Genomic DNA, 23,074 nt, shown 5'->3' with positions numbered 1-23,074 from the left:
GCGGCGTCCGCCTCGCCGCTGCTTGGCCTTCTGCCGTGATTTCCCTTGCTAGGCTGTTAACGAACGGTTCCGTGATCCGCCAGCAGCGCACCGCGCGTGCTGCAACTGAGCAAGAAAGCTCAGAACTGCGGATCTTGTGATCTTGTGCTCACTATAAAGACCCGAGCTTGACGCGGCCGGGGACTGCGACCGGGCGTGCATAGCGGCTCCGCGTCGGGATAAACGTCAAACGGAGGACAAAGGAACTACGCCGCGACTTTCGACGCGGTTTTGACCCTCTGCAGGGACTGTCCTCAAAGCGCCCTGAACACTCACACGCCGTCGGCGGCTCCCCTCAAGTCCGCGTTCGAACCGATCCCGGCATGACGATCCTTCGCTGGCTCATTCAGCAGCCCGGCGAGCCTGAGGCCTTCAAGGACTCCTTCGAGCCGCTGTTCGCGAATGATTGCGGCGAGCAGCAAAACGGCCTCCTCCCGATGGACGGTGAAGCAGACGTCAGGCGCTTGCTGAACCAAGAAGTCCAGCAAGTCCGGAAGGTCAACAACGTGGTGGCGTAAGGTCGAGACCGCATCATTGGCGAGATAGGTCGCCAAATCCGCATTCGCCGGCGGATCAAAGTCCAAGTCGACCTCGGCGCGCTTCTCGATCGCCTGTCGGATCAACTCGCCCTGCCGTCTTGCATTCATCGAGAGCATGAACACCGCATCCGCGAGCTTCTCGCGCGGCAAGCTTCTCAGTTCGGCTATGCATGCCTGGATGTCGACAACCGAACTCTCACGGCCTACCTCTGCTCCCCGCGCGTTAGCGGCTGCCCTGCTCTTTTGTACTCGAATCATCATAATGCTCTCCGGCCGGCGATATATCCCCGCGATACAATGCGTCGCGCCCTTGTTTTGGATCCGCTCGATTCGGCTGTCTTCGGGAATATCATGGGGGAAGCTGGGAAGCTGCGGTTGTCCACCATGCAAGGGCCTGCCCGTGGCCCCGATTGAATGTGCCCGGGTGAAATCTCGAGTCCCGCGCATCTCGTTGCATCGCGACAACGCCGCATCCTGCCAAAGTCAGGCGCTCCCCTGAAGCTTCAACCAAACTTGAATAGCACACCGTAACCGCCCCGTGGGTAGCTCCACTTGATATCACCGCTTCCTTCGCAAATCACCCGGCAGGTGCCGCACTCGAGACACCCGTCGACTGTAACCTCAACATGACCCTTATCGTTGAGATCGTAGCACCGTGCTGGGCAAGCCTTCAGCATCGATAGCAGCTGCGACGATGGCGTGGTGTGCGGCCGCACCTTGATATGGGCGCGGCCGGAATCAACAAGATAACGGTTGTAGAATAGTTTGTCCTCGACACGTTGGGATGGCTCGCACGGCATTGATTCTGGCTCCGTCAATCGTCGTTATCTTTGCTTCGTGATCAGCGCCAGGCCCGGGCAATGCGGACGGCATCGCTGAACAGTCCACTCCACGATCGCGCCTTGATGAACGAGTTCAGCGTCAGCTTCTCTTTCTCGAGCTTTGGTGTGCCGTCGACGCGCACGTAATCCTGCATCGCCTTCGAGAAGAGCTGCGGATATGTGAGAAAGAAGTTCTGCGAGTGGGTATGCAACAGTGCCGGCATATCCTTGTACTTCTTCAGGTCCTTGATTACGAAGGAGTCATTCAGCATTTTTTTGTAAAGCGAAAGATTCTTCGCCGTCATCGGATCCTTTCGCGATCTGATAAGACAGATCGCTTCCGCCGCGATACGGCCCGACGTCATCGCCAGATTGGACCCCTCGCGATGGATGGCGTTGTTGAGCTGGGCGGCGTCCCCGACGACGACCCAGCCCTCACCACAAAGCTGCGGGATCGCCTTGTACCCACCTTCGGGGATCAAGTGCGCGGAATATTCCTTTACTTCCGAACCCTCGATCAGCGGCGCAACGGAGGGGTGACGCTTGAAACCCTCGAGCAAGCCGTAGGGCGTCTCGCCGGTACGCTGGAAATCGGCAACAAGACAGCCAATACCGAGCGAGATGCATTCCTTGTTGGAATAGATGAAGCCCATGCCGGTCATGCCGCGGGAGATGGTTCCGACAGCTTCGATGACGAGCCCCTCGTCGCCTTTGAGACTGAAGCGAGCATCGATTGTCTCGCGCGACAGGAAATGCATCTCCTTGACCGCGAGTGCCACCTTATCCGGCTTCGGCCGTCCTCTTAACCCCGCACCCGTCCCGAGCACTCCGTTCACCCCCTCGGCCAGCACGACGACATCTGCATGGATTTCACCGCCATCGCGGTCTGTGCGCACCCCGACTACCCGCCCATGTGAATCCTGGAGGAGCTCGGTCACCGTGGTCTCGCACAGCACCGTGGCGCCGGCCTCGCGGACCTTCTGCGAGAACCATTTATCGAACTGAGCGCGGATGATGGTGTAGCGGTTCGGCTTCTCCTCATTGAAATCATCGGAGCGATAGTGAAGCCCCGTGTGCGAACGCTCGTCCATGATCCAGAAGCGCTGCTCGACCAGATGCCGCTCAAGCGGTGCATCCTCGCGGAAATCCGGGATCAGCTTCTCCAGCATATCGGCATAGAGGATGGCTCCTTGCACATTCTTCGACCCCGAATACTCGCCGCGCTCCAGCTGAAGCACTTTCAGGCCACGCTGGGCCATCGTAAGCGCCGCCGCATTCCCGCCCATGCCAGCACCCACGACGATCGCATCGAATTTTTCCTCGATCATAACAAGCTCCCTAGCCGGCGATGCGGTCGTGCGAGTGCGGCGACAGCCGCGCGCGGAATGCAGAGGTCAATGCCGGCAACAGTCGAATCGCGTCGGTGACGATACCGATATGGGCGAAGTCGAAGATCGGGGCGTTCTTGTCGGTATTGATGGCAACGATGAGGTCGCCACCCTCAACTCCGACGCGATGCTGGATCGCCCCGGAAATGCCGGCCGCGATGTAAAGCTTTGGCCTAATGGTTTTCCCAGTCTGGCCGATTTGTCGCTCCGAGGTGACCCAGCCCTTTTGGACCAGCGGCCGCGAACAGCCGTATTCGGCGCCAAGCACGTCGGCAAGTTGCTGTACCAGCTGGAAGTTCTCAGGCGATCCCAGACCGAGCCCTCCAGCGACGACCACGTCCGCATAGGCAAGGTTGGACTTTTTGGAATCGCGGTCCGGCAGGAACGAGAGGACTTTTGTGACGATATCTTCTTCTACAAGCCCGAGCGGATGCGCGATGACGCGCCAGACGGCCCCCGTCACGCGCTCGGGCATCGGCATCACGCGCGGGCGGACGGTTGCCATCTGTGGACGATAGTTGAGTGTGTAGATCGTGCACAGCAGTGAACCGCCAAACGTCGGCCGCGTCGCTGCAAGCGAGCCGTCGGGATCGACATCGAGCTCGGTGCAGTCGGCAGTTAGGCCGGTGAGCAGTGTGGTGGCCACTGAGCCGGCGAGATCCCGGCCGAGTGTAGTTGCCCCTAGGAGTAGGATTTCCGGCTTGTACGTATTGACCAGCTCTGACAGGGCCTTGGTATAAGATTCATTGCGATAGTCGGCCAAGAGATGGTCCGCGACGATATAGGCGAGGTCGGCGCCGTAGCAGAAGGATTCGGCGACCGCCTGCTCCGTTGTCTCCCCGACCGGGCCGATGACAACCGCGGCGAGGTCGACGTTGAGCTTGTCAGCGAGCCGGCGGCCGGCACCCATCAGCTCCCAGGAGACGGGGTGCACAACCCCGCGTTCCTGCTCGATGAAGACCCAGACGTGCTTATACGCCTTAAATCGTTCGGGTAGCTCCCTCTTGGTCGCTGCGCGACCACCACCCGCGGCCGGAGCTGCGCTTTTGGGTGCGGTGCTCATCATCTGTACTCCCATCCGTTGTTCAGTAGCGGTTCGCCAGCGGAGCGCGCTCCGCCCCCAGCTTTGAATTCGTGCTTGAGGATTGCTTCAGTCAAAAGTTCGGCCGGGTGCCCGCCGCCATTCAGTCGGCACCGCCTGCCAGCAGCGCGGGGCCGAGACAGACATTGCTCGATGTGTCGACGAGCCCGGAAGCACGCGTCTCGGGTTCTCCACGCCGCTCACGCGAGCTGATCGATTGGTCCCCCTCATCTTCGAGATGCAACCGAGCTGGAACGGATCGAGGATATGGCGGAGGCTCGGCTGATATCATTATCCGCTGCGTGCTTGCCTGTGAAAACGCGATCCATTGCTCCGAATGCGCTCGATCTCTCGCCGATCGCAGCGGCAAGTCCGCAACTCTTGGCGAGGGCGCGAGCGCCGGGGTCACCCCCCCCCGTCAACGGCGCCGCGCGACCGGCGCTGGAGAGCAAGGACTGCCCCCGCGAAACCTCGGCCATGGATCGGCCGACGGGGGTGATTTCGTCGACGAACCTTTGGCGCGGATCAAGCGCAGCTTTCAGCTGAGCCGGGTCGGAATATGCGGCCATCGCTTTGGCGTCGCGACGCATCACGGTGCCGACAGGCAGCGCGCGCGAACCTGCGCGACATCAAAACCAACATCGATGCGGACCAAGATGTGCATGCGCTTCTCCAGACTGGCTGAGCATATGTCAGCAATTGTCGTACCAATTGCGTAGGCGATTAAAGTTGGGCGCCAATACAGACTCTTGCTGAAGGAAATTGGGTTGGCTGCCGCTCACGACGAGCGGACCATTCGATAACCGAGTCGAGGCGTGTCCGGAATGCGACACAAGGCAGTCATCCGAATCTGGTGGGCTTTCCTCGCCAAATGTGCGCTTCCGCTGCCGGCGTACATTGGAGGAGATAGGTGCGCCATCGGCAGCAGCTTGAAAGGATGGACAAACCAGCGCTCAGTCGTGATTGGCAAAGGAGAGCGGATGAGTGTTAAAGCTGCGGATCCACGAGGCCACCCGCAACTTCCGTTTGAATTGGAAGCCCTAGGGCTGTCAGCTCCGGACATTCACGGTCCAGAGCACGAGATATAAACTCGATTCACTCCAAGGAACCGAGCTGGACCAATGCTCGATGCTCATTCGGTTGTGGCGCTGCCGCATCCTTGAGGACCTTGAACACGCGCTGTTCGATCGGGGAAGACGTAACGAAGTCGGCATAGGCGCGCTCAAGCGTAGCCTTACAACGCAAGGCGATGTCAGGATCGGATGCACCGGTCAACTCCTCACCCGCAAGATATTGACCCATGCGACGCAGGATGTGAAGCCGCGCCACGTTGATGATCTTCTCGTCGTACTCGACGCCGAGCAGTGCAAAAAACTCCTCTGCTGCCGAGGCCTTCTGCAATTGCGAAAGGATGCCGTCCGTCATCATTCTCAACCTCCATCTAGAGATCCGCGCCCAGAAACCATCCGGGCCGAATGTTTCAACCTGATCGCGCGGCGCGCATGGCTGACCAACCGATCACCCGCCGTTGACGAGGGAGCCCTCGTGAATATCGCGCCAGCTTGCCACCACCGTTGCTGGGCAACCGGCCTTTGTGCTCGTGGCATGCTTGCGGACGCGCGCGATGATGGTTCCGTTTGCTCGGCGGTTATCGATAGCTGCAACCGGACAACAGCGAAGTGATCGCGGCAAGCCCTGAATGCTTGCCAATCACAATGCGGTGGGAGCGGCCAAGCAATCGCGGGTCCAGCGCTTGGTAGGTAAGCCGGTCTTTTCAACGGAGTCATCGCGACGACGCAGATGATCACGCCGTCGTCCTGCCATCCGGCTCTCTCCGCTCTCCTCGCCGAAGCAAAGATCAAAATCATTGCATTCCGTGCAGACCGGCGTAGTACACATCACCAGACCGTCATCTTCGCATAGCATGCGATAGAAGAAACGCTTCCAGCGCATCTTCTTGGAGTTGCGAGCCGCTAACGGCCCGAAATGGCGCGTCAGGAGGCGGGACAATTCGTCCCGCTTCCGCAAACCGAGATCTTCCCACAAGTGATTGGGCTCCATGGCGCGCCGCGCGATCATCGTCGCCAACCAGCCGCCGACCTCGCTATGGGTGGAGCGTTGCGCAAGCAGGAGGTCGCGCACCATAATTGTCTCGTCAGGAGACGCTAACGCGGGCTGTTCGCGCCAAGTACACCTTCTGACCGGGCTGGACGGGAAGTATTGCACTAGGAGCGCATTGAGCTCCTGGTTAGTCAGGCCAGCCCGTTCGGGAAGTTGGCCGCCATCCATAGCGGATGCGGCGAGAACGCAAGCGAGCACATGGCGATCGAAATCGTAATTATCGCTGATGTCGACTTCTGTTGGATGGCTGCCAGTCAGAAGGCCGTAGAGCTTACTTCCATCGCGCTGCTCGGCGACGTGAGCTGCCGATAGAGGAGGTAACACCGTATCGGCCAATTTCCTTTGTGTACCAATCATGAGGGTCCCCCAGCATCTGAGTGGACGATGTCGGCCTTCCCGGATCGAGAAGGCCGACAACATGAATTATGCCGAAACAGCGGCGAGCTCGGCGGCGGTCTTGCCGACCAAGCTCTCGTCGACGGGCTTGATGATGCCGTGCTCCATGAGCATATCCTCGAGCTCGTCCATGCTGATTGGCGTCGGGATAGCGCCTTGTCCAGCATTATTGTGGATCTTGGTCGCGAGATTGCGATAGTGATCCGCCTGCTTGGAATCTGGCGCGTACTCCAGCACCGTCATGCGGCGCAGCTCCGCGTGCTGAACGACGTTGTCGCGCGGCACGAAGTAGATCAGCTTGCTGCCGAGCTTCTTGGCAAGAGCATCTGCAAGCTCCAGCTCCTTGTCGGTCTGCCGCTCGTTGCAGATCAGGCCGCCGAGGCGCACGCCGCCGGAATTCGCATACTTCAGAATACCCTTGGAGATGTTGTTGGCGGCATACATCGCCATCATCTCGCCGGACATCACGATGTAGATTTCCTGTGCCTTGTTTTCGCGGATAGGCATCGCGAAGCCGCCGCAGACGACGTCGCCGAGCACGTCGTAAGAGACGTAGTCGATGTTCTCATAGGCGCCATTTTCCTCCAGAAAGTTAATGGAAGTGATCACGCCTCTTCCGGCGCACCCGACCCCCGGCTCCGGACCGCCGGACTCGACGCATCGAATGTCCTTGTAGCCGAGCTTGATGACGTCCTCGATTTCGAGGTCCTCGACGCTGCCGGCATTCGCCGCCAGGCTCAGAATGGTGTCCTGCGCTTTGGCGTGCAGGATAAGGCGGGTCGAGTCTGCTTTGGGATCACAACCGACGATCAGAATCTTTTGGCCCAGCTCAGCAAGGGCCGCCAGCGTATTTTGCGACGTCGTCGATTTACCGATGCCACCCTTGCCATAAAACGCGATTTGTCTCAGCGAAGACATGTTGCTCTCCATCAACCGATTGCCAACTTTTTCGCGCCGAACGCGCGAGGCTGTTTCTCTCTCAGAAACGTGGGCACACGGGTTTCGGGAAGGAGGCCATCGCTCGCCATCGGCGTCGGCGTGCCCTCAGCCCTCACTCGTTGTTGCTGCATTCATTTAGCAACCGGCGTGCCATTTCGTTCGAAGGTGCGTCAAGCGCCTGACCATGCTCGACTAATCGCGCGGCGTCCGAGACCGGATGCCGTGGCGGATGCGACAGCCGCAAGGGCTTTGACAGAAACCGGACAAAGCCTTGGCGCGTTTGTTCCATTACCAGCGCCCGGCGAAAGGGCGCAGAACGGGGAACGCCGGGCCTTAGCCCAAGGCGATTGAGGAGATCATACAGTGCGAGATCGGGTTCGAGGACACCGCCATCGAAGGCGAATGTTTCATGACCGGCACGGTGGGTACTTGCCGTCTGATGGGGTGGCATATCGCTTGCTTTACTAGTCCCGGAACGCAGTTTGCGCGTGACGCGATGTTGTTGTGAGGACAATATGTCTGGAATTGGAAGTAAGTTGCCGCCGTTCGACATCACAGGCGTGAAGCCCGGCTTTCACCAGCACCAGGAGAACGGGCAGAGCGCCTTCGAGACGCTGACTGAGAGGAGCTTCCCAGGCAAATGGAAAGTCATCTTCTTTTATCCGAAGGATTTTACATTCGTCTGCCCAACCGAAATCGCAGAGTTTGCCCGCCTTTCCAAGGATTTCGCCGATCGCAATGCAGTCGTACTTGGTGGCTCGACCGATAGCGAGTTCTGCAAGCTCGCCTGGCGGCGTGAGCACAAGGACCTGCACCGTCTATCGATCTGGCAGTTTGCCGACTCCAAGGGCGCGCTGGTCGATGGCCTTGGAGTGCGCTCGCGTGATGGCATCGCGCATCGCTACACCTTCATCGTCGATCCTGAGAACACGATCCAGCATGTCTATGCGACAAGCCTCAATGTCGGCCGGAGCCCAAAGGACACGCTACGCGTTCTGGATGCGATACAGACTCACGAGCTCTGCCCTTGCAACCGGGAGATCGATGGCGATACGCTTAAAATTGCCTGAGGCAACATGTTGATCGTGCAGTTGAAGGAGCAGCTCCCGCATTCGAAGGACATCAGACTCGGTACCGTCTACATGGAGGCTATTTCCTAGAACCCCTAGCCGGCAGAACCACATCGCACCGGCCGTCGCCGAGCTGGCGCATGGCTGCCGTCACCGACACGACTGTTTTGGCGATGCGGCAACCCGACAGTGAGGCAAACAGACCCATGAGCATCGTTGCAAGCCCGATCATCCAGATCAGCTTCCGCCGAATTTCTTAAGCTCGTATTTCAGCAGCCCGCGGATTGAGTTCGGCCGACAAGTCGGAGAGCACCGGCCCAACTCAAACCCACTCATTTCAGAGTGAGCCGATCCGCCTGGCCAGCTCGAAGGTGTCCGCGGCCACATTAAGAACATCAAGGGCTGGGAAGTCACCGAACCGATTGCGCTCGCGACGCTGTCCTTTACCAAGTACCTGATGTGGAAGGATCTCGTCGACCGCGCAGATTTGCTCAAGAGTAATCCGGTTGCGCGTCACCTGATCGATACCCCGACCCACAGCTACGGTGGGTCCCGGGCGAGCTTCATCGATGCGCGAACCATCGGCGAGATCATCGATCCGATCGAACTGTTCGCGCCGCTCTCGGCCGATTCCTTGTAGATCCCTAGCGTCGTTGCCCCAAGCGCGGCGCGGACTATGTACTGTTCGGCCCGCCCGGGCTAGAGTCCAGACTATCGCCAACTGCCTCGCACGCGAGAAGACGGTGCTGTTCGTCTCGCAGAAGACTGCGGCGCTCGAAGGCGTCAGGCAGCGGATGCAGGCCACCGGGCTCGGCAACTACTGTCTCGAGGTGCACTCGACCAAAGCCGAGAAGTCGAGCGTGCTGGAGCAACTCTCGACCGCCTGGCGCGAGCGCAATCTCGTCATCGAAGAGCACTGGTCGACGGCCACCGGCGACCTGAGGAAGAAGAGCGATCAGTTGAACAGGCTGTTCTCGGCGCTGCACTGATGGCGCGCGAACGGGATGACGGCCTACGAGGGATTGACGTGTGGTGGCGGATCTGGACCGCCTCGCCGACATCGAACTGACATGCGTACAACGCGGCCGAGTCCAGATCGCAAGCCGCGCGGGCGTACTTCGAACTGCCGACCCCTTATTCGTGCGTCGCAGAACGCGAGCGAACTGAAGCCTTAGCCCGATCTGCTGGTATACATGCGCGAAGTTGTAGCGCGCACCGCAATCGCCGAGACGATGCCCCTCACAGGTCACGAAGAACGCATCCGGGCTGCGCCCGAGCAGCAGGTATCGCTCGCGACCGTAACATTCCAGTCGCTGCTCGACGCTCGGGTCCAGCGGTAGGAACCGTTCCTTGCGAAGCTTGGCCAAGTGGAAGCGAAAAGCAATCGGGCAGCGGCCAGGGACGCAATGTCGAGCGTGGCTTCCGTGGCGAGAAGCGCAAGAACGACACGCATTCTTCGACCGACCCCGACGCCCGCTTGTTTCGCAAGGCCGCTGGCAACGAGGCCAAGCTCTGCCACATGGGGCATCTGATGATGGAGAACGGCAACGGGCTGTACGCCTGCAGCAGCAGCGCCCGCAACAGCCGCTCCGGCGGAATCGACGGTCGGCCATGGCGCGCGTACAGCCTGGCAAAGTCGCGACAGATCCTTCAGCGCCGCGTAGGCCACGTCGCGGATGGCACGCTGGGGATGATCCGCTGGAACGCGCTGCTCCAGCGGCAGGTAGCTGAATATGTCTTCCGACCGCTGATCTGCCCCGCGCATCGCATCCCCAGCCCAAAGGAATCAGACACATGCACGGAATCACACTCCAAGCAACTCGCAAAACCACTGTTTAGCAGCCCGCTAGCTCTTTCAGGTCCTCGATGAACTGTTTTGGAAACTTGCGAAGCTTGTCACCATCAGTCCTGGTAGTTCTCCGACTCAGACCACAGGCAGCTTCAATGAGATCATCGTCTGCCTTAGAGGGGCAAGCGGCTTGACGCCGACCATCGAGCCAGCAGCCCTTTCGAAATCGAGGAAACATGCCCAGCGCGCCAATCACGTGGTGGTCATGAAGTCAGTACTTTTAGACGTGAGCGGCAAGGATGCATCGTCTGCTCTAATCATCCGTCCCAGACGTCCGAGATCATTCGCCAACTTACGAAGACAGAGTAGGCTCTCTCTCAGGGTCTTAGCTGCCGGGTCAGACTTTTCAGCGGCTTTCTCGAACAGGTCGTCGAGGTAGTTCAGGCTGTCGGAAGAGGCGTGAGGGTAATTTCTTTCGGATGGTCTCGGGGGGTGGCGCGCTGCTTACCGCGGCTGCGCCGCTTGCTCAGCTTGCCTCGGCTTCTCAGCTTGCTGCTGTTGGTACGCCAACCACCACTCTCCAAGGAATGGATTGAACCGGCTTGGGTGGAATGCATCAAATTTTCGAGCGCCGTCCACGTTAACCCATTCGCCGACATTTTCCCCAGTCCACCGACGAGCAAGAGCTTGCCGCTCAGTCAATCGTTTGTATGCGCAGCAGGGTCTCGAGCCGGTGCCGACCGTCGTCGATCGGGCCGGACCAATGGCCGAGCCGCTCCTGCACGACAACCTCGAATGAAGGATACCAGAGGGGCTTGCCATCCGCCTGAGCCCAATACCAGGGATAACCGCGCGGAACAAAGACTACCCCTGAAAGGCCGAGCGCTCCGGCGATATGGACGGCGAAGCTGTCGGGCCCGACCACGGCGTCGAGATTGGCGATCGCTGCAATGAATTCCGCAGGGTGTTCGATATGCACACCAACATCAATCGGACGGCTCCATCGCTTCAAGTCATGCCGTCGCGCGTCGGTCATCAAACTGACCGGCGTCACCGAGTGAGGAATCACGGCGGCGATCTGCTCCATCGATAGGCCGAGAGCGCCGCCCTCCCACACGATGCCAACCCAAGGCCTTGGGAAGGCGGCCAAGGCATCCCGCCATCTCGCTGACAGCTCGGCGTCGGGGCGCAGGTAGGGAACATCAACGGCAATGTTCCGCGCGTCCGTCGACAGAATGGGCAATAACGATTGCAGGGGGGTAGTTGAGAGCCCGGGCCTCGGCTCATCGAGAATGGCCTGCTCGGCTAGATTCCTAAGAAGAACCTGGTAACGTGGCTCCGCGACAACATGCACATTTTGCCGGCTCGTCGCCCGACGCAAGAGACGAGCGAGTGCGATGAATTCGAGGGCGCCAGTCCTCGGCGGCACGATTACTCGCATCCCAACTCCCAAGGCGGCCGGCTCGGGCCTCGGGAAGCGACCGAGCGTCAATTCAAGCGCGGTCGCGAGAGATTTAGCCGCTTCATCTTGAGTTTGCGTTCGCGAGACGTAGCTGGCGAGCCTTAGGGCTTCATCAAACCGGCCAACGAACCGCAAAATGTCGGCCAGAAGAAGCGCAGCAGAAGGGTGCGATTTGTGCGCGCGTACGAACGTTGTGAGCTCAGCAATTGCGCGTTCCTCCTCGCCATTGGCAATCATGACGCGGGTAAGGATTTCGCGCGCGCCAAGATGGGTCGGTGCATAGGCGAGCAATCTCCTGCAGGTTGCTTCCGCTTCCGCCCAAAGTCCCATCGCGGCACGGCAATAAGCGAGATGCGAGAGCCCGGCCGTGTCGAGCGGCGCGCGCAGATGCGCGTGTTCAGCAACATTGAGCGCCTGCTCGAAGCAGCCGCATTCAAACAAGAGTACCGACAAATTGCGCAGCGTATCGGGATCGTTGGGAACAAGCTCCAGGGCACGAAGCAGGGCGATCTCGGCCGACGAGTAATCGCGCAAGCCGATATCGAGTGTGCCGAGCTGAAGGAGGGCGCGCGCATTGCCCGGCTCGTGTTCGACAACAGCCTTTGTGATCGCGCGGGCTTCAGCAACGTCACCGCGGCTCTCCAGCGCATGAGCCAGCGTGAGCTTGATCTCCTGGCTGCGTGGGGCGAGCGCCGCTGCGCGTTTGAGGCAAATAACTGCCTCGTCAAACCTGCCGAGCATCTCATGGGCGATCCCGAGGTTAGTAGCAAGCCCAGCGTGATCGGGATGACCGGTCGCCGCCTCCGCCAGCAGCTCGAATGCCAATTCCGTGCGTTGCCGTGCGAGCGCTAGTGCAGCCTTTGCACTGAGCGTATCGGGATCGCTTGTGGCGACGACCTGCTCCAACAGCGCCTCCGCTTCCTCGAGACGGCCGGCCGCAATAAACTCCTGCGCCGTCCTGAGCCGGTCTTGTCGGGTCGGGCCGGCCATGCCAGTGGTCGGCATGCGCATTATGCAACCGTCACGCGTTTGCCGTCGAGGCGGAGATCCTCGCTCACCGTGATGACTTTGCTGTGGGCTGTCTCGGTGGCAATGCCGGTGACCCTGATAACCTGGGTTTCGGTCTGCAATGAGTCGATACGCTCGATCACTGAGACACGTTCGCCCGCCTTCACCGTAAGCAACTCGGCGCTCGCTTCCTGGGTCCGCGCCGAGCATCGGACACGGTCCGCGATTAACGTGTAGAGCTTGCCGATCCAGGTGCCTTTGTTCGCGAGCACGGCAAACAACTTAGCCTGCAGATCGATACTATCAGCGCGAAAGGATATCCGCTGGCGCGCGGCGATGGTGATGGTCTCGCCCTCAATCGATATGTTGCGACATCCTGGTAAGCCGAGCGTGCCATCATTGGAAGCCGCCCGCTCGAGCACGGTCACGACGAAGGCTTGCTCCACGTTAGCGAAGAGCAGCACTCTGTCCCGTGGTATAGGCCGGATCAGGCAACCAACAGCCACCGTCGCCGTGTGACGAGCGCCAGCGACTTCGACCTCCATCACACTGCCGTCATCGCTGACTGACACTACATGGGCTGTGTGATGTCCAGGTTCAAGCATGCGCTCGGCCATCGCCAAGCTGTCGCTGTTTGTGACGCGGATTGTCATCGTCATTCCCGCTCTCCAGTCGGCTACATGAAATTTATCGACTTCTTTTGTATGACTTCGTCCTTGCCGGTGCTGGACACGATCTCCGCTGTTCGGTTCACAACCTCGTACTGTTCAGTATTCAACTTTCCCTTTCTCAATTCTTCTTCTGTGACGGACACGCTGGTCTTGCTGACCTTGCCGTCGCGGCCGACCACCTTCAAATCGTCAACTGGCGCGAGCTTGAAATTGCTTCTTCTGAGAATCTTGGTATCACTATCGGCCGACTTGAAGTCGGGTCCAACGACAGATTTGGTCGAGTTTCCGATCACTTGCTTGACGTCGTTTCCCTGGACAATATCAAGTCTGTTGCCGATCGTTATCGAGCTGAAATCACTGAGATTGACGGAACATTCGCGGGAGACCTTGTACGTGAACGCTTCTCCGAGGAAAATCGATACTTTGCGGGCCATCGTCAGCTTGGTGGCTGCGCCACTCATGCAAGTGAATTTGGTGCCTAGGAAGAGCTCCTTGGTGTTGCCCATCGTCTGCTTTTCCACGTCACCGGTGGTAGTTTCCGACTTGTTGCCTTTGTTGATTAAGTTGACGCGGTTCGAGGCCGTGAGCGTGATGTCGGCGGGCGTCCCGTTAGCGCCAGCCGTGATTGATATGCCCTTCTCGGCGGAGATATCATAAGTACCTTCCGAGACCTTATGTTGGGAGTTGCCGTTCATGACCTCCGTGGTCTGACCGCGACCGATTTTCATCAATGCGGCACCTTCGACGTTTGCCTGAAAGTCCGTATTGGTGAAGGCAAGCATGCCGGTGTTGTCGCTTTCATACTGACTCGTTCCAGCAAGGCCCTGCTCGACAGTCGTCGTCAGTCCAGTGACAATATTTGCCTCCTCCTCCGAATAAGAACCGAGGCGCAGATACGTTGATTTCGTCATGGGAGAGACTGGTGTTTCTGGGACGAACAGTCGCGTGTAGGCATTTGGCATCGTAGGCTCCCCAATCGTAGGACTGTCGGCGCCTTAGCGTTGCGCCATCAAGCGGGTTTGAGAGGGCGATAGTGAAACTCCGAACGCGTTCGGATTGGCTCCATTCTGTTTAGTCGGCATCCCCATTTTGGTTGCCGGGGACCCGCCGATCGACAAATTGTCGGACCCGGCCTTGGCGCGCCCAGGACCCATGACAAGGCCAGAGATGACGCCGAGGGCCAAACCCGCATTGTCGCCGTACGATACCGCACGCTCGGTCGTCATGTTGTGCGCAGGCATGCACATGATAAGACAACGAGACTGCGTGGGAATGGCCGCCGTGTTCGTCGCGATGTTCGGATAGGGTGTAGGCACGACGACAGGGCCGAATGGTGTGTTGCAGACGTCGGGAAAGCCGCAATCCTTCGCCGACATCGGACCATTTGCATTGACAAAGGTCATCGTTTAGCACCCTCCTTTAAACGGGACGATGCGGCTTGCATCGTAGAGTTCGGCGATAGCGCGTTCAGATACGGTATGCAGTGCGTTGCCTTGCTGGGGCACGAACAGACGGCCGCCGGTCGACGCGCAATGAAAGTCAGTGCGCAGAAAGCGCGAGCCGGAAAAGTCGCTGCCATCGACCTTGGCATGATGCATCAGCGCGTAGGACATGTCGGCACCGGCAAATGAAACGAACCTGGCCGATGCACCCGTGAAAACGGCCATCCCCAGTTGTGCGCCCGAGAGATCGCAGCCGTCGAGGCGCGCCTCTGTGAAAACGCACTGCGTCAAATTGGCATTACGCAGCTGGGCCGCTCGCAGGTCAGCCTTAAGAAAAAGTGTGTTCGGGGCGGTCGTGTTGGAGAGGTCGGCGCCCACGAGGCTCGCGCCAGTCAAAATAGAGCCGGAGAGGTCGACGCCGGACAGGTTTGTGCGGTTGAGCTTGGCGCCGCTCAGGTTCGCTCGGGCAAGCAACAGCCCGGTGAGATCTCGCTCCGACAGATCGCATTCCGAGAAAACGATCGTGTCGCAACGCATTCCCGTGACCCGCGCACTGCGCAAATCAGCTTGCGTGATGGCGGCGTTCGTAAGCGTGGCATTGTCGAGCACGACCTCGGCAAGCCCGCAATCCATGATAGCGCTTTGAGATAGAATCGCGCCGCGCAGGACGGTGTGGGCCAAGATGCAACGCATCGCTGTCGTCTGGGTAAACCGCGTCTCGCTGAAGTCGCTATGGCCCAAATCCGATGACATGAACGTCGACTGGGTGAAGCCTGCTCGTCGCCAGTCGGATCCGGCAGCATGGCAACTAACGAACGTGCATTTTTCGAAGCGAGCGTCGGCGAAGGAAGCACCGTTGAAGTCGCAGTCTTGAAACATCATGCCAGTCAGGGAGGCGCCCGAGAAGCTGCTGTCGCGAAAGGAGGAACTCAGCACAACGCCATCATTCAGGCTCAGTCCAGATAGCATCTGGCCATCGACGCGAGCGTCGCGTACGGGGAAACCATGGGCGATCGACTGCAATAGCAGATCAACTGACATGACGCGGGACCATCATAACGGTACGATCGATATTGGCGTTGCTCAAATCGGCGGAGACTAAAGCAGAGCCCATCAGGTCGGCACCATAGAGATTTGCATGGCGCAGGCTGGCGCCGGTCAGGTCGGTCTGATTGAGATGTGCCTCGAGCAGGTTGGCGGCATAGAAGTCGGCGCCGCGCAGATTGTTGCCGGTGAAGACCGCGCGTTTCAGCGATGTCATTCGGAAGGAGGCGCGTGCGAGAGTCGACTTACCAAAATAGACACCGTTTATTCGGGCCAGGGTGAAGTCGCTGCCGCTGAGGTCGGCTGCCTGAAAGGAGAGCGCCTCGGCGCTGCTGCGGCCGAAGCGGGCGTCGCGCAGATCAATGTCGCCGATGAAGCTGACTTGGTCTAATTGCGAGCTGCTGAGATCGAGTTGGGGCGCTGCCACCCTGAGAAAGCAGGTTTGCTCGACTCGCGCGTTAGCAAAGCTCGCACCGGACAGCGATAAATCCATGAATTGCGCCCGCCGGAGGATGGCGTCCTCCCAAACGGTATTATCGAGGGTGGCTTGGATAAAGCAGCATTGATCTAGCTGTGCAGAGCGGAAGGTTGCCGCGATCATCGGCACCCCCAAGATTTGCAGCTCGAAAAGACGCGCTCGGTCGAAGGAAGCGCCCGCCATGCGCGCGCCGAGAAGATTGCTGCGCACAAGCAGGCTCCCCGCGAAACGCGTTCCGCGGCAGTCGGCTTCACCAAGATTGGCTTCGGTCAGGTCGGTCCTACTTAAATCAGCGTTGATGAGCGCCGCGCCTGACAGTGTGGCTTTCATGAGTTTGGCGCCGGCGAGATCGGTCCCGTTGAGATTCGCGCGTTCGAGAAAGGCACCGGAGAAGTCCGCGTTCGTGAATCGTCGCCTGGAGAGGTCGGCGCCGGCCAGATCGCGTCCGGAAACCGTGCCGCCGCGTCGAAATTCCTCTTCCACCAGATCCCCCAGCGCCCGCGCGACAGCTGGCGCCAGCATGGTTTTTGGTCTGAGCGGCTTGGGTGAGGCAAGCCTGGCCGCGGCCATGCCGGCTGCCAACGGACCTTCCGCTTGGTCGATCTCGGTCCGCAGGGCAGTCAATGCCTTCGTAGATTCCGTTTTCGCCGCGGCGATCGCTGCTTCGGGTCCATCGGCGGTTGCCGTTTGATGGGTTGCACCCACGGCCTCGAATGGCGGACGCTCATCGGCGGCTAGTGAAGGAAGGACCTTATTGAGCGCCGCTTCTGCATCGGCGAAGCCGGTCCGTAGACGTGCTGCGGCGTCAGAAGGTGTACCGGCGCTCTCGATCTGCGTCAGTATCTCGTCAATCGACAGGCGAGGCGGCGCCTCGGGCGCGACGCTGCGCGCTTCTTCCGGCAGGACCAACGCCGGAATATCGGGAAGTGAAAAGGCGTCGTCCGCTATGGCGTTGCGTATCGGCTCTAGCGGCCGTCCAGCCGCCAGGTTAAAGAAACGAGCATGCGCAAGCTCAAGTTGCTTTTGCTCGTCGAGCGGCTGCTGTGCCGCGCCGACGAGGTTGCCGCGCCAGTTCCTAGCGCGCGTGAGCCTGTCTTTGATATCGCCCAGGAAGGCCGGATCAATGTCCACCGGCAGGGGCAGATCTCCCTCCAGGCTCGCGTCGATCGACCGCGCAGCGTCCGTGGAAGAGATCGCGGCAAGCAACGCGTCGATATCGTTCGATGCGGCGTTTCCGTCGGCAATCTTTCCATGGGCTGCGCGTGCGGGTTCGTATTGCGCTGCGAGCTTGTCGATGTCGGATTCCGCCTTCTCCTGTACTTTCTCCAACGCGTCGAGGATCTCGGCCAATTCGATCTCGCCGCTCTCGAGTTCTTCGGGCAACAGTTCCGGAATACTCGAGGGTTCGATGGATGGTATCTCGATCGCGGGGCGCAGCGAAGGCGGAAGGTCAATTCGCGCGAGTTCCCGATCGAGCGCCCAGCGCATGGAGGCCATCTTCCGCTCTGTACGCTGTTCGGCCAGGTGGCGCCGCCGCGTTGCGCGGCGCTCGCGTTCGGCAACCGAAGGCCCAGGGGTGAGTTGATGTTCCGAAAAGGCATAGCGTGCGGCCGTCTTCGGGGCGAGCCGCAACTGCCGAACGGTCAGATAATGATCTAACGGACGCGCGGGCTCGCTTTGGCGCTCGTAGGCGACCATAATGTCGCCAACGTCACCGCCGTCCAATTCCTGCATGGCAATCGAGGTGCGGTAGATCATGATGCCGCGGCGGGCGCCCGCGAACAGCCACAGGGTATCGATGCGCGTCTGCAGTTCCGTGACGCCCCGCGCCGCATCGCTCCAGCCGATGAAGCAGCGCACGCGAAAGGCCGGTAGACGATCTTCAATGAACGGATGCTCCGCCGAGAAGTTCTGCAGCGCATAGGGTTCTCCGCCGCAGATAAAGCCGGTCATGCGCTGGTCTGGCGGAGCGAATAGAAAAAGGCGCGGATCAGCGTCGGTCGCCAGAGCTGGCGCGACCGATTTCAGCCACGCAGCGTCATAGGTTCCCGCGTATTGCAGACGCTCCCTATCATCAAGCGCCATTGGTCCGAACGTTGCAGGCGGTGCGCTTGTGTCAATGAACTGAATCGCATGCTCGGGGTTTTCGAGGTTGGGCAGGGCCACCAATTCGCCGGCCATGCTGCGGCGGAGAGCCTCATGGCCGGCGCCGAGTCGGTTCGCAGCGTAGTCGGGCCCCCCAAACGCGCGTTGGCGCGTTAGCGGTATTTGATGGAACGGTTGCACGGCTGTCGGTCGCCAGCCGGAGGCTGCCATCTGCCAATAGCGGTCGCCCGTCACCAGAAGGTGCTTCTGCATCGACCCGACGGTCCAGCCCAACATCATGCGCTCGGTCAGCCGCCCCTCTGGTGCCGCGGCATGTCCGCCGATGAGCACTTCCGCTTGCGGCTTGGGCATGCCGATGTCGAGAGGGTTGCCGGGCGGAAGCTCCTTCGCTGCCATAACCCAGAGGTCCTGCTCGCCTTCCAGACGGCCCGCACCCGGGTTGGCCAGGTCGAACATCGCGAAAACGGAAATGACGAGGCTCGCCCCTGGCGGATGGCGCTCGCATTTCGTCAAAAGACCCAATGTGCGCGGCTTTACAATAATAGGCATAAGACCCGCCGAGACAATTGTCGCTTCTTAGCTATATTTCTCAAACATGACGGACTTTCGGTCCGCCCATGCGGACGCGTCTTTGTGTCACCTGCCAAATCAGGTGGGTAGCCAAGTCAGCAGAGGGGGGCGTAGATGGCCGATCCGAACTGCAGGAGATTGATCAAGAAAGCCGCGACTTGCTTCTGTGGCGCCCTCATCGGCTCGGAACCCGCTCGCGCGACCAGATGGAAGACTGCGTCGGGGTTTGCGGCGATTGCCGAAAAGGACAAGCGCTCCGGTTTGCAGAACCCCAAGCGCTTCGCTGTCGTTGGAAATCTGCCCTCTGGAGACGAAGCTGTTGGTGCACTGGGAGCCGGAATCACTACATTGCGTGGCCCGCCCGTCATTCTAGCCTACGCGCTGTGTTTGGTCGCAGTCGAGGAAGGCAAATCGTCGATGTCGGTCGGGTACCAGGCTGCGGATCGCAAGTGATCAAGCTTACCGAATGGGCCGCGCGATCCAAGTGGCAATACCGAACGGCTGAGCGCGTATGCCAGAAACTGGGAGACGAAAGTGTCACTTGAAGCCTACATGACAATCAAGGGGAAGAAGCAGGCGATATATCCAAGGATGCCTGCAAGCCGGAAGGAAAGAATTGCCTTCACCATCGTTCCGCGTGACATGACGAGTGGTGTCGCCACGGGCCCGCAACCACCAGCCGGTACTCTTCGCCAAGTTCTTCGATCGGGGCTCGTCGCTGCTGCCAACGAGGTGCTCGAACAGGAGGTCTGCGAGTCGGACGAATTGTCCAACGCACAACGTAGATACGCGGGGAATATACACCGATTCGTTTGGTGGCTTGAGATCTCGCGGTACGATCAAGTCGATCTGTTCGGACCAAAATATCGAGCGCATGTAGCCGCAGGGCGCTGGGATCGTACCGGTGAGCCTGCGTCACGGTCAGTGATTCACCAAATGAGATGCGAATTGGCAACAACCAGCCTCCGCGCCGTCCGAGACTCAACCGGTGGATCGTTCATGGACGGCGTGAGGCCTTAAGTGCGATGACCGCGTTCCACGAAATCTCGCTTGCTTCTCTTCGTTCCCGGGTTTGGCTGATCGTTGGCGGCCAGGCAGAGGCCCCAAGTACACTCAGTGCGTCTCACCAAGCGGGCCATTCACTTGCTACGCTTCGCTCCCAGGTTTGGCAAATGGTCGGCGGACTGGCCGAGGCCGCGAATGCGATGACTGCGCTCAATGGAGAGGGGCTTTCACCTCATCGGCTCTTTGCCGGGGGCGGGGCAACTCCAGCTTCGGGGAGCGCTGCAATGCGACAGGTCGAAAAGGGAACGAATAGTGGAGGCGAAAGGGGGCGCGGGCCAAACTTTGCGAGCGCAGTAAAATGCGGATTGTGCCTTGTTGGCGCGGGCTACGCCTATAATGAGGTCGCAAACGACTTCTTCCTTTCGACCACGTCACTGCACGACGGAAAGAAGGGCTTCACCAGTAACGAACGGCTCAGGTTGGCTCTGGCGAAGGCGAGGGAGTATTACACATCGTATCACGCCGCCGACCCTGACACTCGGCGTTTCAATGAACGTCCCCTCAACCCAATCTGCACCTGCGGTATGAACCTGTTCGTAACGATGATCGACTACCGGGCGGCGACTTACGTGCACGTTGCGCACCTGGTCGATTCCATGCCGGCGCACGCTTCGCTACTTCTGAACCTGAGTTGCATGAAGGGCCATCTTGTCAAGGACGAGTGCGTGGCCAAGTATAAACCGCCGAAGGTGCCGAAGGATCCGGACCTGACGAACAGTCCCTTATACGACAGAAAGAACAAGTACGCATTGACGGGCGTGCTTAACGAGACAACTGGCGCTTACGGCTACACTTCGCGATCGGTCACTCAGCCCTTCGTGAACAAGGGCGTGCAGCACTTCCGGGGCGCCTTCCAAGGCGAGAAGGGACTAACTTTCAAGCGATGCGTCGAGAGGCTGGAGCCACTGCTCAATAAGCACCGCGGCCTCAGAGAGGAGGCCCAGTTCGCGGCTGGGCAGACCATCCTGAACTTCAGGCAGGTGTACGCTGCGGATCCGCATTGGGGCCACGCTGAGAACGTCGTGATGCAGACCTTGCGCGAGCACGGCTGGCTGTCACGGGCGGAAACCGACAGGCTCGATGCGACTCTTATGTTCGAGGATCCAAATAAGAATCTGCTCAAACGCAACAAAAGCTGGGTTGGGCCAGGACTGCACCAACTCGACACCTGGTTTCAGAAATGGCGAGCGGGTCATGATCGCGCGATAGGCCAAGACTTTAACCACCCGGACATCGATGACATGAAATATCTGCCCATCGCGCACGTCAAGTTGAACGAGCAAGGCAATGGATTCGAAGACTGCTCGGGGCTGGGTGACTCGTTCACGTGCGCCAATGCCGTTGCCTGCATCAATCACGCGCGCTTGATGAGTGGACAGCCACGCCTCTCAAAGGAGGACGTTATAGTCATCATCGCGTGTCTGAACGCCGTCTACGAAGACACGACGTCAATACGGCATACGCTCCAGGAGACGGCACGTGGCTGCTTCGCTGGTGCTGGTTACACCATCGAAGACGCGGATGAGTTCTACGAGACGGTGTGTCGGAAGGCCTCGCGAGAGTATTACGGTGGCAGATATCTCTCGAAGCAGAGTTGACGCCGTAAGGAGTCGTGCATTAGCGAGCGCCGCTATCGAGGCAGTCTGAACCGCAACGCGAATTACGTCCGATCATCGCGTGCATGCTTCCTGAGACTCTGGACATCAAATCCGATAGGTTGAAAAAGACGGTTCGTTCCAGCAATGATAACGCGGGACGTGACCGCATGTTGCCACTTCAAGAACGATTTCGGTCGCGCTCTAAGAACGGGAAGTTGGCCATGACGGTGCCGCGGTCACCCCGGAGAGCGCAGCCTTTGACCGAGGCTTTGTCTCTTGTTGGATAATGAGCGGCCCTGGTCCACTGCTCGACTGCTCTGCCAAATGCAGATGTCACCATCGCCCAAAAGCGCATGAAGAACAACGTGATTGTCTATTAGACGTGATACTTTCATCGCCGATCAAGTCGCTCGAGACGGTTGCCAGTAGCCGAGCCCCCAACGCGCGTTGCCGCGTTAGCGGTATTTGACGGAACGGTTGCACGGCTGTCGGTCGCCAGCCGGAGGCTGCCATCTGCCAATAGCGGTCGCCCGTCACCAGAAGGTGCTTCTGCATCGACCCGACGGTCCAGCCCAACATCATGCGCTCGGTCGGCCGCCCCTCTGGTGCCGCGGCATGTCCGCCGATGAGCACTTCCGCTTGCGGCTTGGGCATGCCGATGTCGAGAGGATTGCCGGGCGGAAGCTCCTTCGCTGCCATAACCCAGAGGTCCTGCTCGCCTTCCAGACGGTCCGCACCCGGGTTGGCCAGGTCGAACATCGCGAAAACGGAAATGACGAGGCTCGCCCCTGGCGGATGGCGCTCGCATTTCGTCAAAAGACCCAATGTGCGCGGCTTTACAATAATGGGCATAAGACCCGCCGAGACTATTGTCGCTTCTTAGCTATATTTCTCAAACATGACGGACTTTCGGTCCGCCCATGCGGACGCGTCTTTGTGTCACCTGCCAAATCAGGTGGGTAGCCAAGTCAGCAGAGTGGGGCGTAGATGGCCGATCCGAACTGCAGGAGATTGATCAAGAAAGCCGCGACTTGCTTCTGTGGCGCCCTCATCGGCTCGGAACCCGCTCGCGCGACCAGATGGAAGACTGCGTCGGGGCTTGCGGCGATTGCCGAAATGGACAAGCGCTCCGGTTTGCAGAAAACCAAGCGCTTCGCTGTCGTTGGAAATCTGCCCTCTGGAGACGAAGCTGTTGGTGCACTGGGAGCCGGAATCACTACATTGCGTGGCCCGCCCGTCATTCTAGCCGACGCGCTGTGTTTGGTCGCAGTCGAGGAAGGCAAATCGTCCATGCCGGTCGGGTATCAGGCCGAGGATCGCAAGCGATCAAGCTTACCGAATGGGCCGCGCGATCCAAGTAGCAAGACCGAATGCCTGAGCGCGTGCGTCATTTTGGTTCATCTTTCTTGAGACGATGATCAAGCTATATTTATTGAACGGAAGGGTA

At 59.5% G+C, this 23,074-nt stretch carries 20 protein-coding genes and 2 pseudogenes; 7 read left to right on the top strand and 15 right to left on the bottom strand.

What is annotated here, in order from left to right; genetic code table 11:
• Window positions 1–311 precede the first annotated feature (311 nt).
• The 7 genes from QCM77_RS05705 to nifH all read right to left on the bottom strand — a co-directional run bounded on the left by QCM77_RS05705 (window position 312) and on the right by nifH (window position 7,303).
• Window positions 312–839, bottom strand: coding sequence for a hypothetical protein (locus tag QCM77_RS05705; RefSeq protein ID WP_279682300.1), 528 nt, complete (start codon window positions 837–839; stop codon window positions 312–314).
• A 242-nt stretch (window positions 840–1,081) separates the two neighbouring features.
• Window positions 1,082–1,378 carry a ferredoxin family protein gene (locus QCM77_RS05700; protein ID WP_279682385.1) on the bottom strand — a complete coding sequence of 99 codons (297 nt, stop codon included), beginning with the start codon at window positions 1,376–1,378 and terminating at the stop codon, window positions 1,082–1,084.
• Window positions 1,379–1,419: 41 nt separating this feature from the next.
• Window positions 1,420–2,727, bottom strand: a complete 1,308-nt coding sequence (locus QCM77_RS05695) for an FAD-binding protein (protein WP_279682298.1) — start codon at window positions 2,725–2,727, stop codon at window positions 1,420–1,422.
• A gap of 10 nt (window positions 2,728–2,737) precedes the next feature.
• Window positions 2,738–3,853, bottom strand: a complete 1,116-nt coding sequence (locus tag QCM77_RS05690) for an electron transfer flavoprotein subunit alpha/FixB family protein (protein ID WP_462804294.1) — start codon at window positions 3,851–3,853, stop codon at window positions 2,738–2,740.
• 1,110 nt (window positions 3,854–4,963) lie between these two features.
• Complete coding sequence (gene nifW / locus QCM77_RS05685) at window positions 4,964–5,296, bottom strand: nitrogenase stabilizing/protective protein NifW (protein WP_279682294.1); 333 nt, start codon at window positions 5,294–5,296, stop codon at window positions 4,964–4,966.
• A gap of 282 nt (window positions 5,297–5,578) precedes the next feature.
• Window positions 5,579–6,346 carry a nitrogen fixation protein NifQ gene (locus QCM77_RS05680; protein ID WP_279682292.1) on the bottom strand — a complete coding sequence of 256 codons (768 nt, stop codon included), beginning with the start codon at window positions 6,344–6,346 and terminating at the stop codon, window positions 5,579–5,581.
• 66 nt (window positions 6,347–6,412) lie between these two features.
• Complete coding sequence (gene nifH, locus QCM77_RS05675; RefSeq protein ID WP_279682290.1) at window positions 6,413–7,303, bottom strand: nitrogenase iron protein; 891 nt, start codon at window positions 7,301–7,303, stop codon at window positions 6,413–6,415.
• Window positions 7,304–7,839: 536 nt separating this feature from the next.
• On the opposite strand from nifH, the gene QCM77_RS05670 reads away from it, so the two are divergent.
• From QCM77_RS05670 to QCM77_RS05655, 4 genes and pseudogenes are all read left to right on the top strand, one after another.
• Window positions 7,840–8,394: a peroxiredoxin gene (locus QCM77_RS05670; protein WP_279682383.1), complete on the top strand. Its 555-nt coding sequence runs from the start codon at window positions 7,840–7,842 to the stop codon at window positions 8,392–8,394.
• A 457-nt stretch (window positions 8,395–8,851) separates the two neighbouring features.
• Window positions 8,852–9,034 carry a hypothetical protein gene (locus QCM77_RS05665; RefSeq protein WP_279682288.1) on the top strand — a complete coding sequence of 61 codons (183 nt, stop codon included), beginning with the start codon at window positions 8,852–8,854 and terminating at the stop codon, window positions 9,032–9,034.
• Between the two features lie 103 nt (window positions 9,035–9,137).
• Entirely contained in the window at window positions 9,138–9,383 is a 246-nt protein-coding gene (locus QCM77_RS05660) for a hypothetical protein (protein ID WP_279682286.1), read from the top strand.
• A 365-nt stretch (window positions 9,384–9,748) separates the two neighbouring features.
• Window positions 9,749–9,949 (top strand): annotated as a pseudogene (locus QCM77_RS05655) (IS5/IS1182 family transposase); the annotation flags it as partial.
• Here the strand turns inward: QCM77_RS05655 and QCM77_RS05650 are convergent.
• The 7 genes and pseudogenes from QCM77_RS05650 to QCM77_RS05620 form a co-directional block, all read right to left on the bottom strand.
• Window positions 9,949–10,159: pseudogene (locus QCM77_RS05650) on the bottom strand (transposase); the annotation flags it as partial. The pseudogenes QCM77_RS05655 and QCM77_RS05650 sit on opposite strands and share 1 nt — an antisense overlap.
• 718 nt (window positions 10,160–10,877) lie before the next feature.
• Window positions 10,878–12,650, bottom strand: a complete 1,773-nt coding sequence (locus QCM77_RS05645) for a tetratricopeptide repeat protein (protein ID WP_279682284.1) — start codon at window positions 12,648–12,650, stop codon at window positions 10,878–10,880.
• A 5-nt stretch (window positions 12,651–12,655) separates the two neighbouring features.
• Window positions 12,656–13,312, bottom strand: a complete 657-nt coding sequence (locus tag QCM77_RS05640) for a DUF3540 domain-containing protein (RefSeq protein ID WP_279682283.1) — start codon at window positions 13,310–13,312, stop codon at window positions 12,656–12,658.
• Between the two features lie 17 nt (window positions 13,313–13,329).
• Window positions 13,330–14,286, bottom strand: a complete 957-nt coding sequence (locus QCM77_RS05635) for a hypothetical protein (RefSeq protein WP_279682282.1) — start codon at window positions 14,284–14,286, stop codon at window positions 13,330–13,332.
• 33 nt (window positions 14,287–14,319) lie between these two features.
• Window positions 14,320–14,727 (bottom strand): DUF4150 domain-containing protein, encoded by a 408-nt coding sequence (locus tag QCM77_RS05630; protein WP_279682280.1) that lies wholly within the window; start codon window positions 14,725–14,727, stop codon window positions 14,320–14,322.
• 3 nt (window positions 14,728–14,730) lie between these two features.
• Window positions 14,731–15,807 carry a pentapeptide repeat-containing protein gene (locus QCM77_RS05625; protein WP_279682279.1) on the bottom strand — a complete coding sequence of 359 codons (1,077 nt, stop codon included), beginning with the start codon at window positions 15,805–15,807 and terminating at the stop codon, window positions 14,731–14,733.
• On the bottom strand, window positions 15,797–18,943 hold the full coding sequence (locus QCM77_RS05620) for a DUF2169 family type VI secretion system accessory protein (protein WP_279682278.1): 3,147 nt from the start codon (window positions 18,941–18,943) through the stop codon (window positions 15,797–15,799). The genes QCM77_RS05625 and QCM77_RS05620 overlap by 11 nt, the downstream gene beginning before the upstream one ends.
• A gap of 135 nt (window positions 18,944–19,078) precedes the next feature.
• Here QCM77_RS05620 and QCM77_RS05615 point away from each other — a divergent pair, with 135 nt between their 5' ends.
• Window positions 19,079–19,417, top strand: a complete 339-nt coding sequence (locus tag QCM77_RS05615; RefSeq protein WP_279682276.1) for a hypothetical protein — start codon at window positions 19,079–19,081, stop codon at window positions 19,415–19,417.
• Window positions 19,418–20,136: 719 nt separating this feature from the next.
• Entirely contained in the window at window positions 20,137–21,627 is a 1,491-nt protein-coding gene (gene xopAG / locus QCM77_RS05610) for a XopAG/AvrGf1 family type III secretion system effector (protein ID WP_279682274.1), read from the top strand.
• 333 nt (window positions 21,628–21,960) lie between these two features.
• Here the strand turns inward: xopAG and QCM77_RS05605 are convergent, their stop codons facing one another.
• Window positions 21,961–22,479 (bottom strand): DUF2169 domain-containing protein, encoded by a 519-nt coding sequence (locus QCM77_RS05605; protein WP_279682272.1) that lies wholly within the window; start codon window positions 22,477–22,479, stop codon window positions 21,961–21,963.
• Between the two features lie 135 nt (window positions 22,480–22,614).
• Between QCM77_RS05605 and QCM77_RS05600 the strand changes: the two genes are divergently transcribed.
• Entirely contained in the window at window positions 22,615–23,037 is a 423-nt protein-coding gene (locus tag QCM77_RS05600; RefSeq protein WP_279682270.1) for a hypothetical protein, read from the top strand.
• Window positions 23,038–23,074: the final 37 nt, after the last annotated feature.

It is taken from the genome of Bradyrhizobium nivariense (assembly GCF_029846695.2).
Taxonomy (GTDB): Bacteria; Pseudomonadota; Alphaproteobacteria; order Rhizobiales; family Xanthobacteraceae; genus Bradyrhizobium.
Note: the sequence above shows the minus strand (reverse complement) of the source record. Positions and strands in the feature narration are given on the sequence as shown.

Bases quoted from the DNA above. Each gene is read 5' to 3' on its own strand.
- QCM77_RS05705 (WP_279682300.1), bottom strand. From the start codon at position 839: ATGATGATTCGAGTACAAAAGAGCAGGGCAGCCGCTAACGCGCGGGGA.
- QCM77_RS05700 (WP_279682385.1), bottom strand. From the start codon at position 1,378: ATGCCGTGCGAGCCATCCCAACGTGTCGAGGACAAACTATTCTACAAC.
- QCM77_RS05695 (WP_279682298.1), bottom strand. From the start codon at position 2,727: ATGATCGAGGAAAAATTCGATGCGATCGTCGTGGGTGCTGGCATGGGC.
- QCM77_RS05690 (WP_462804294.1), bottom strand. From the start codon at position 3,853: ATGATGAGCACCGCACCCAAAAGCGCAGCTCCGGCCGCGGGTGGTGGT.
- nifW (WP_279682294.1), bottom strand. From the start codon at position 5,296: ATGATGACGGACGGCATCCTTTCGCAATTGCAGAAGGCCTCGGCAGCA.
- QCM77_RS05680 (WP_279682292.1), bottom strand. From the start codon at position 6,346: ATGATTGGTACACAAAGGAAATTGGCCGATACGGTGTTACCTCCTCTA.
- nifH (WP_279682290.1), bottom strand. From the start codon at position 7,303: ATGTCTTCGCTGAGACAAATCGCGTTTTATGGCAAGGGTGGCATCGGT.
- QCM77_RS05670 (WP_279682383.1), top strand. From the start codon at position 7,840: ATGTCTGGAATTGGAAGTAAGTTGCCGCCGTTCGACATCACAGGCGTG.
- QCM77_RS05665 (WP_279682288.1), top strand. From the start codon at position 8,852: ATGTGGAAGGATCTCGTCGACCGCGCAGATTTGCTCAAGAGTAATCCG.
- QCM77_RS05645 (WP_279682284.1), bottom strand. From the start codon at position 12,650: ATGCCGACCACTGGCATGGCCGGCCCGACCCGACAAGACCGGCTCAGG.
- QCM77_RS05640 (WP_279682283.1), bottom strand. From the start codon at position 13,312: ATGACGATGACAATCCGCGTCACAAACAGCGACAGCTTGGCGATGGCC.
- QCM77_RS05635 (WP_279682282.1), bottom strand. From the start codon at position 14,286: ATGCCAAATGCCTACACGCGACTGTTCGTCCCAGAAACACCAGTCTCT.
- QCM77_RS05630 (WP_279682280.1), bottom strand. From the start codon at position 14,727: ATGACCTTTGTCAATGCAAATGGTCCGATGTCGGCGAAGGATTGCGGC.
- QCM77_RS05625 (WP_279682279.1), bottom strand. From the start codon at position 15,807: ATGTCAGTTGATCTGCTATTGCAGTCGATCGCCCATGGTTTCCCCGTA.
- QCM77_RS05620 (WP_279682278.1), bottom strand. From the start codon at position 18,943: ATGCCTATTATTGTAAAGCCGCGCACATTGGGTCTTTTGACGAAATGC.
- QCM77_RS05615 (WP_279682276.1), top strand. From the start codon at position 19,079: ATGGCCGATCCGAACTGCAGGAGATTGATCAAGAAAGCCGCGACTTGC.
- xopAG (WP_279682274.1), top strand. From the start codon at position 20,137: ATGGTCGGCGGACTGGCCGAGGCCGCGAATGCGATGACTGCGCTCAAT.
- QCM77_RS05605 (WP_279682272.1), bottom strand. From the start codon at position 22,479: ATGCCCATTATTGTAAAGCCGCGCACATTGGGTCTTTTGACGAAATGC.
- QCM77_RS05600 (WP_279682270.1), top strand. From the start codon at position 22,615: ATGGCCGATCCGAACTGCAGGAGATTGATCAAGAAAGCCGCGACTTGC.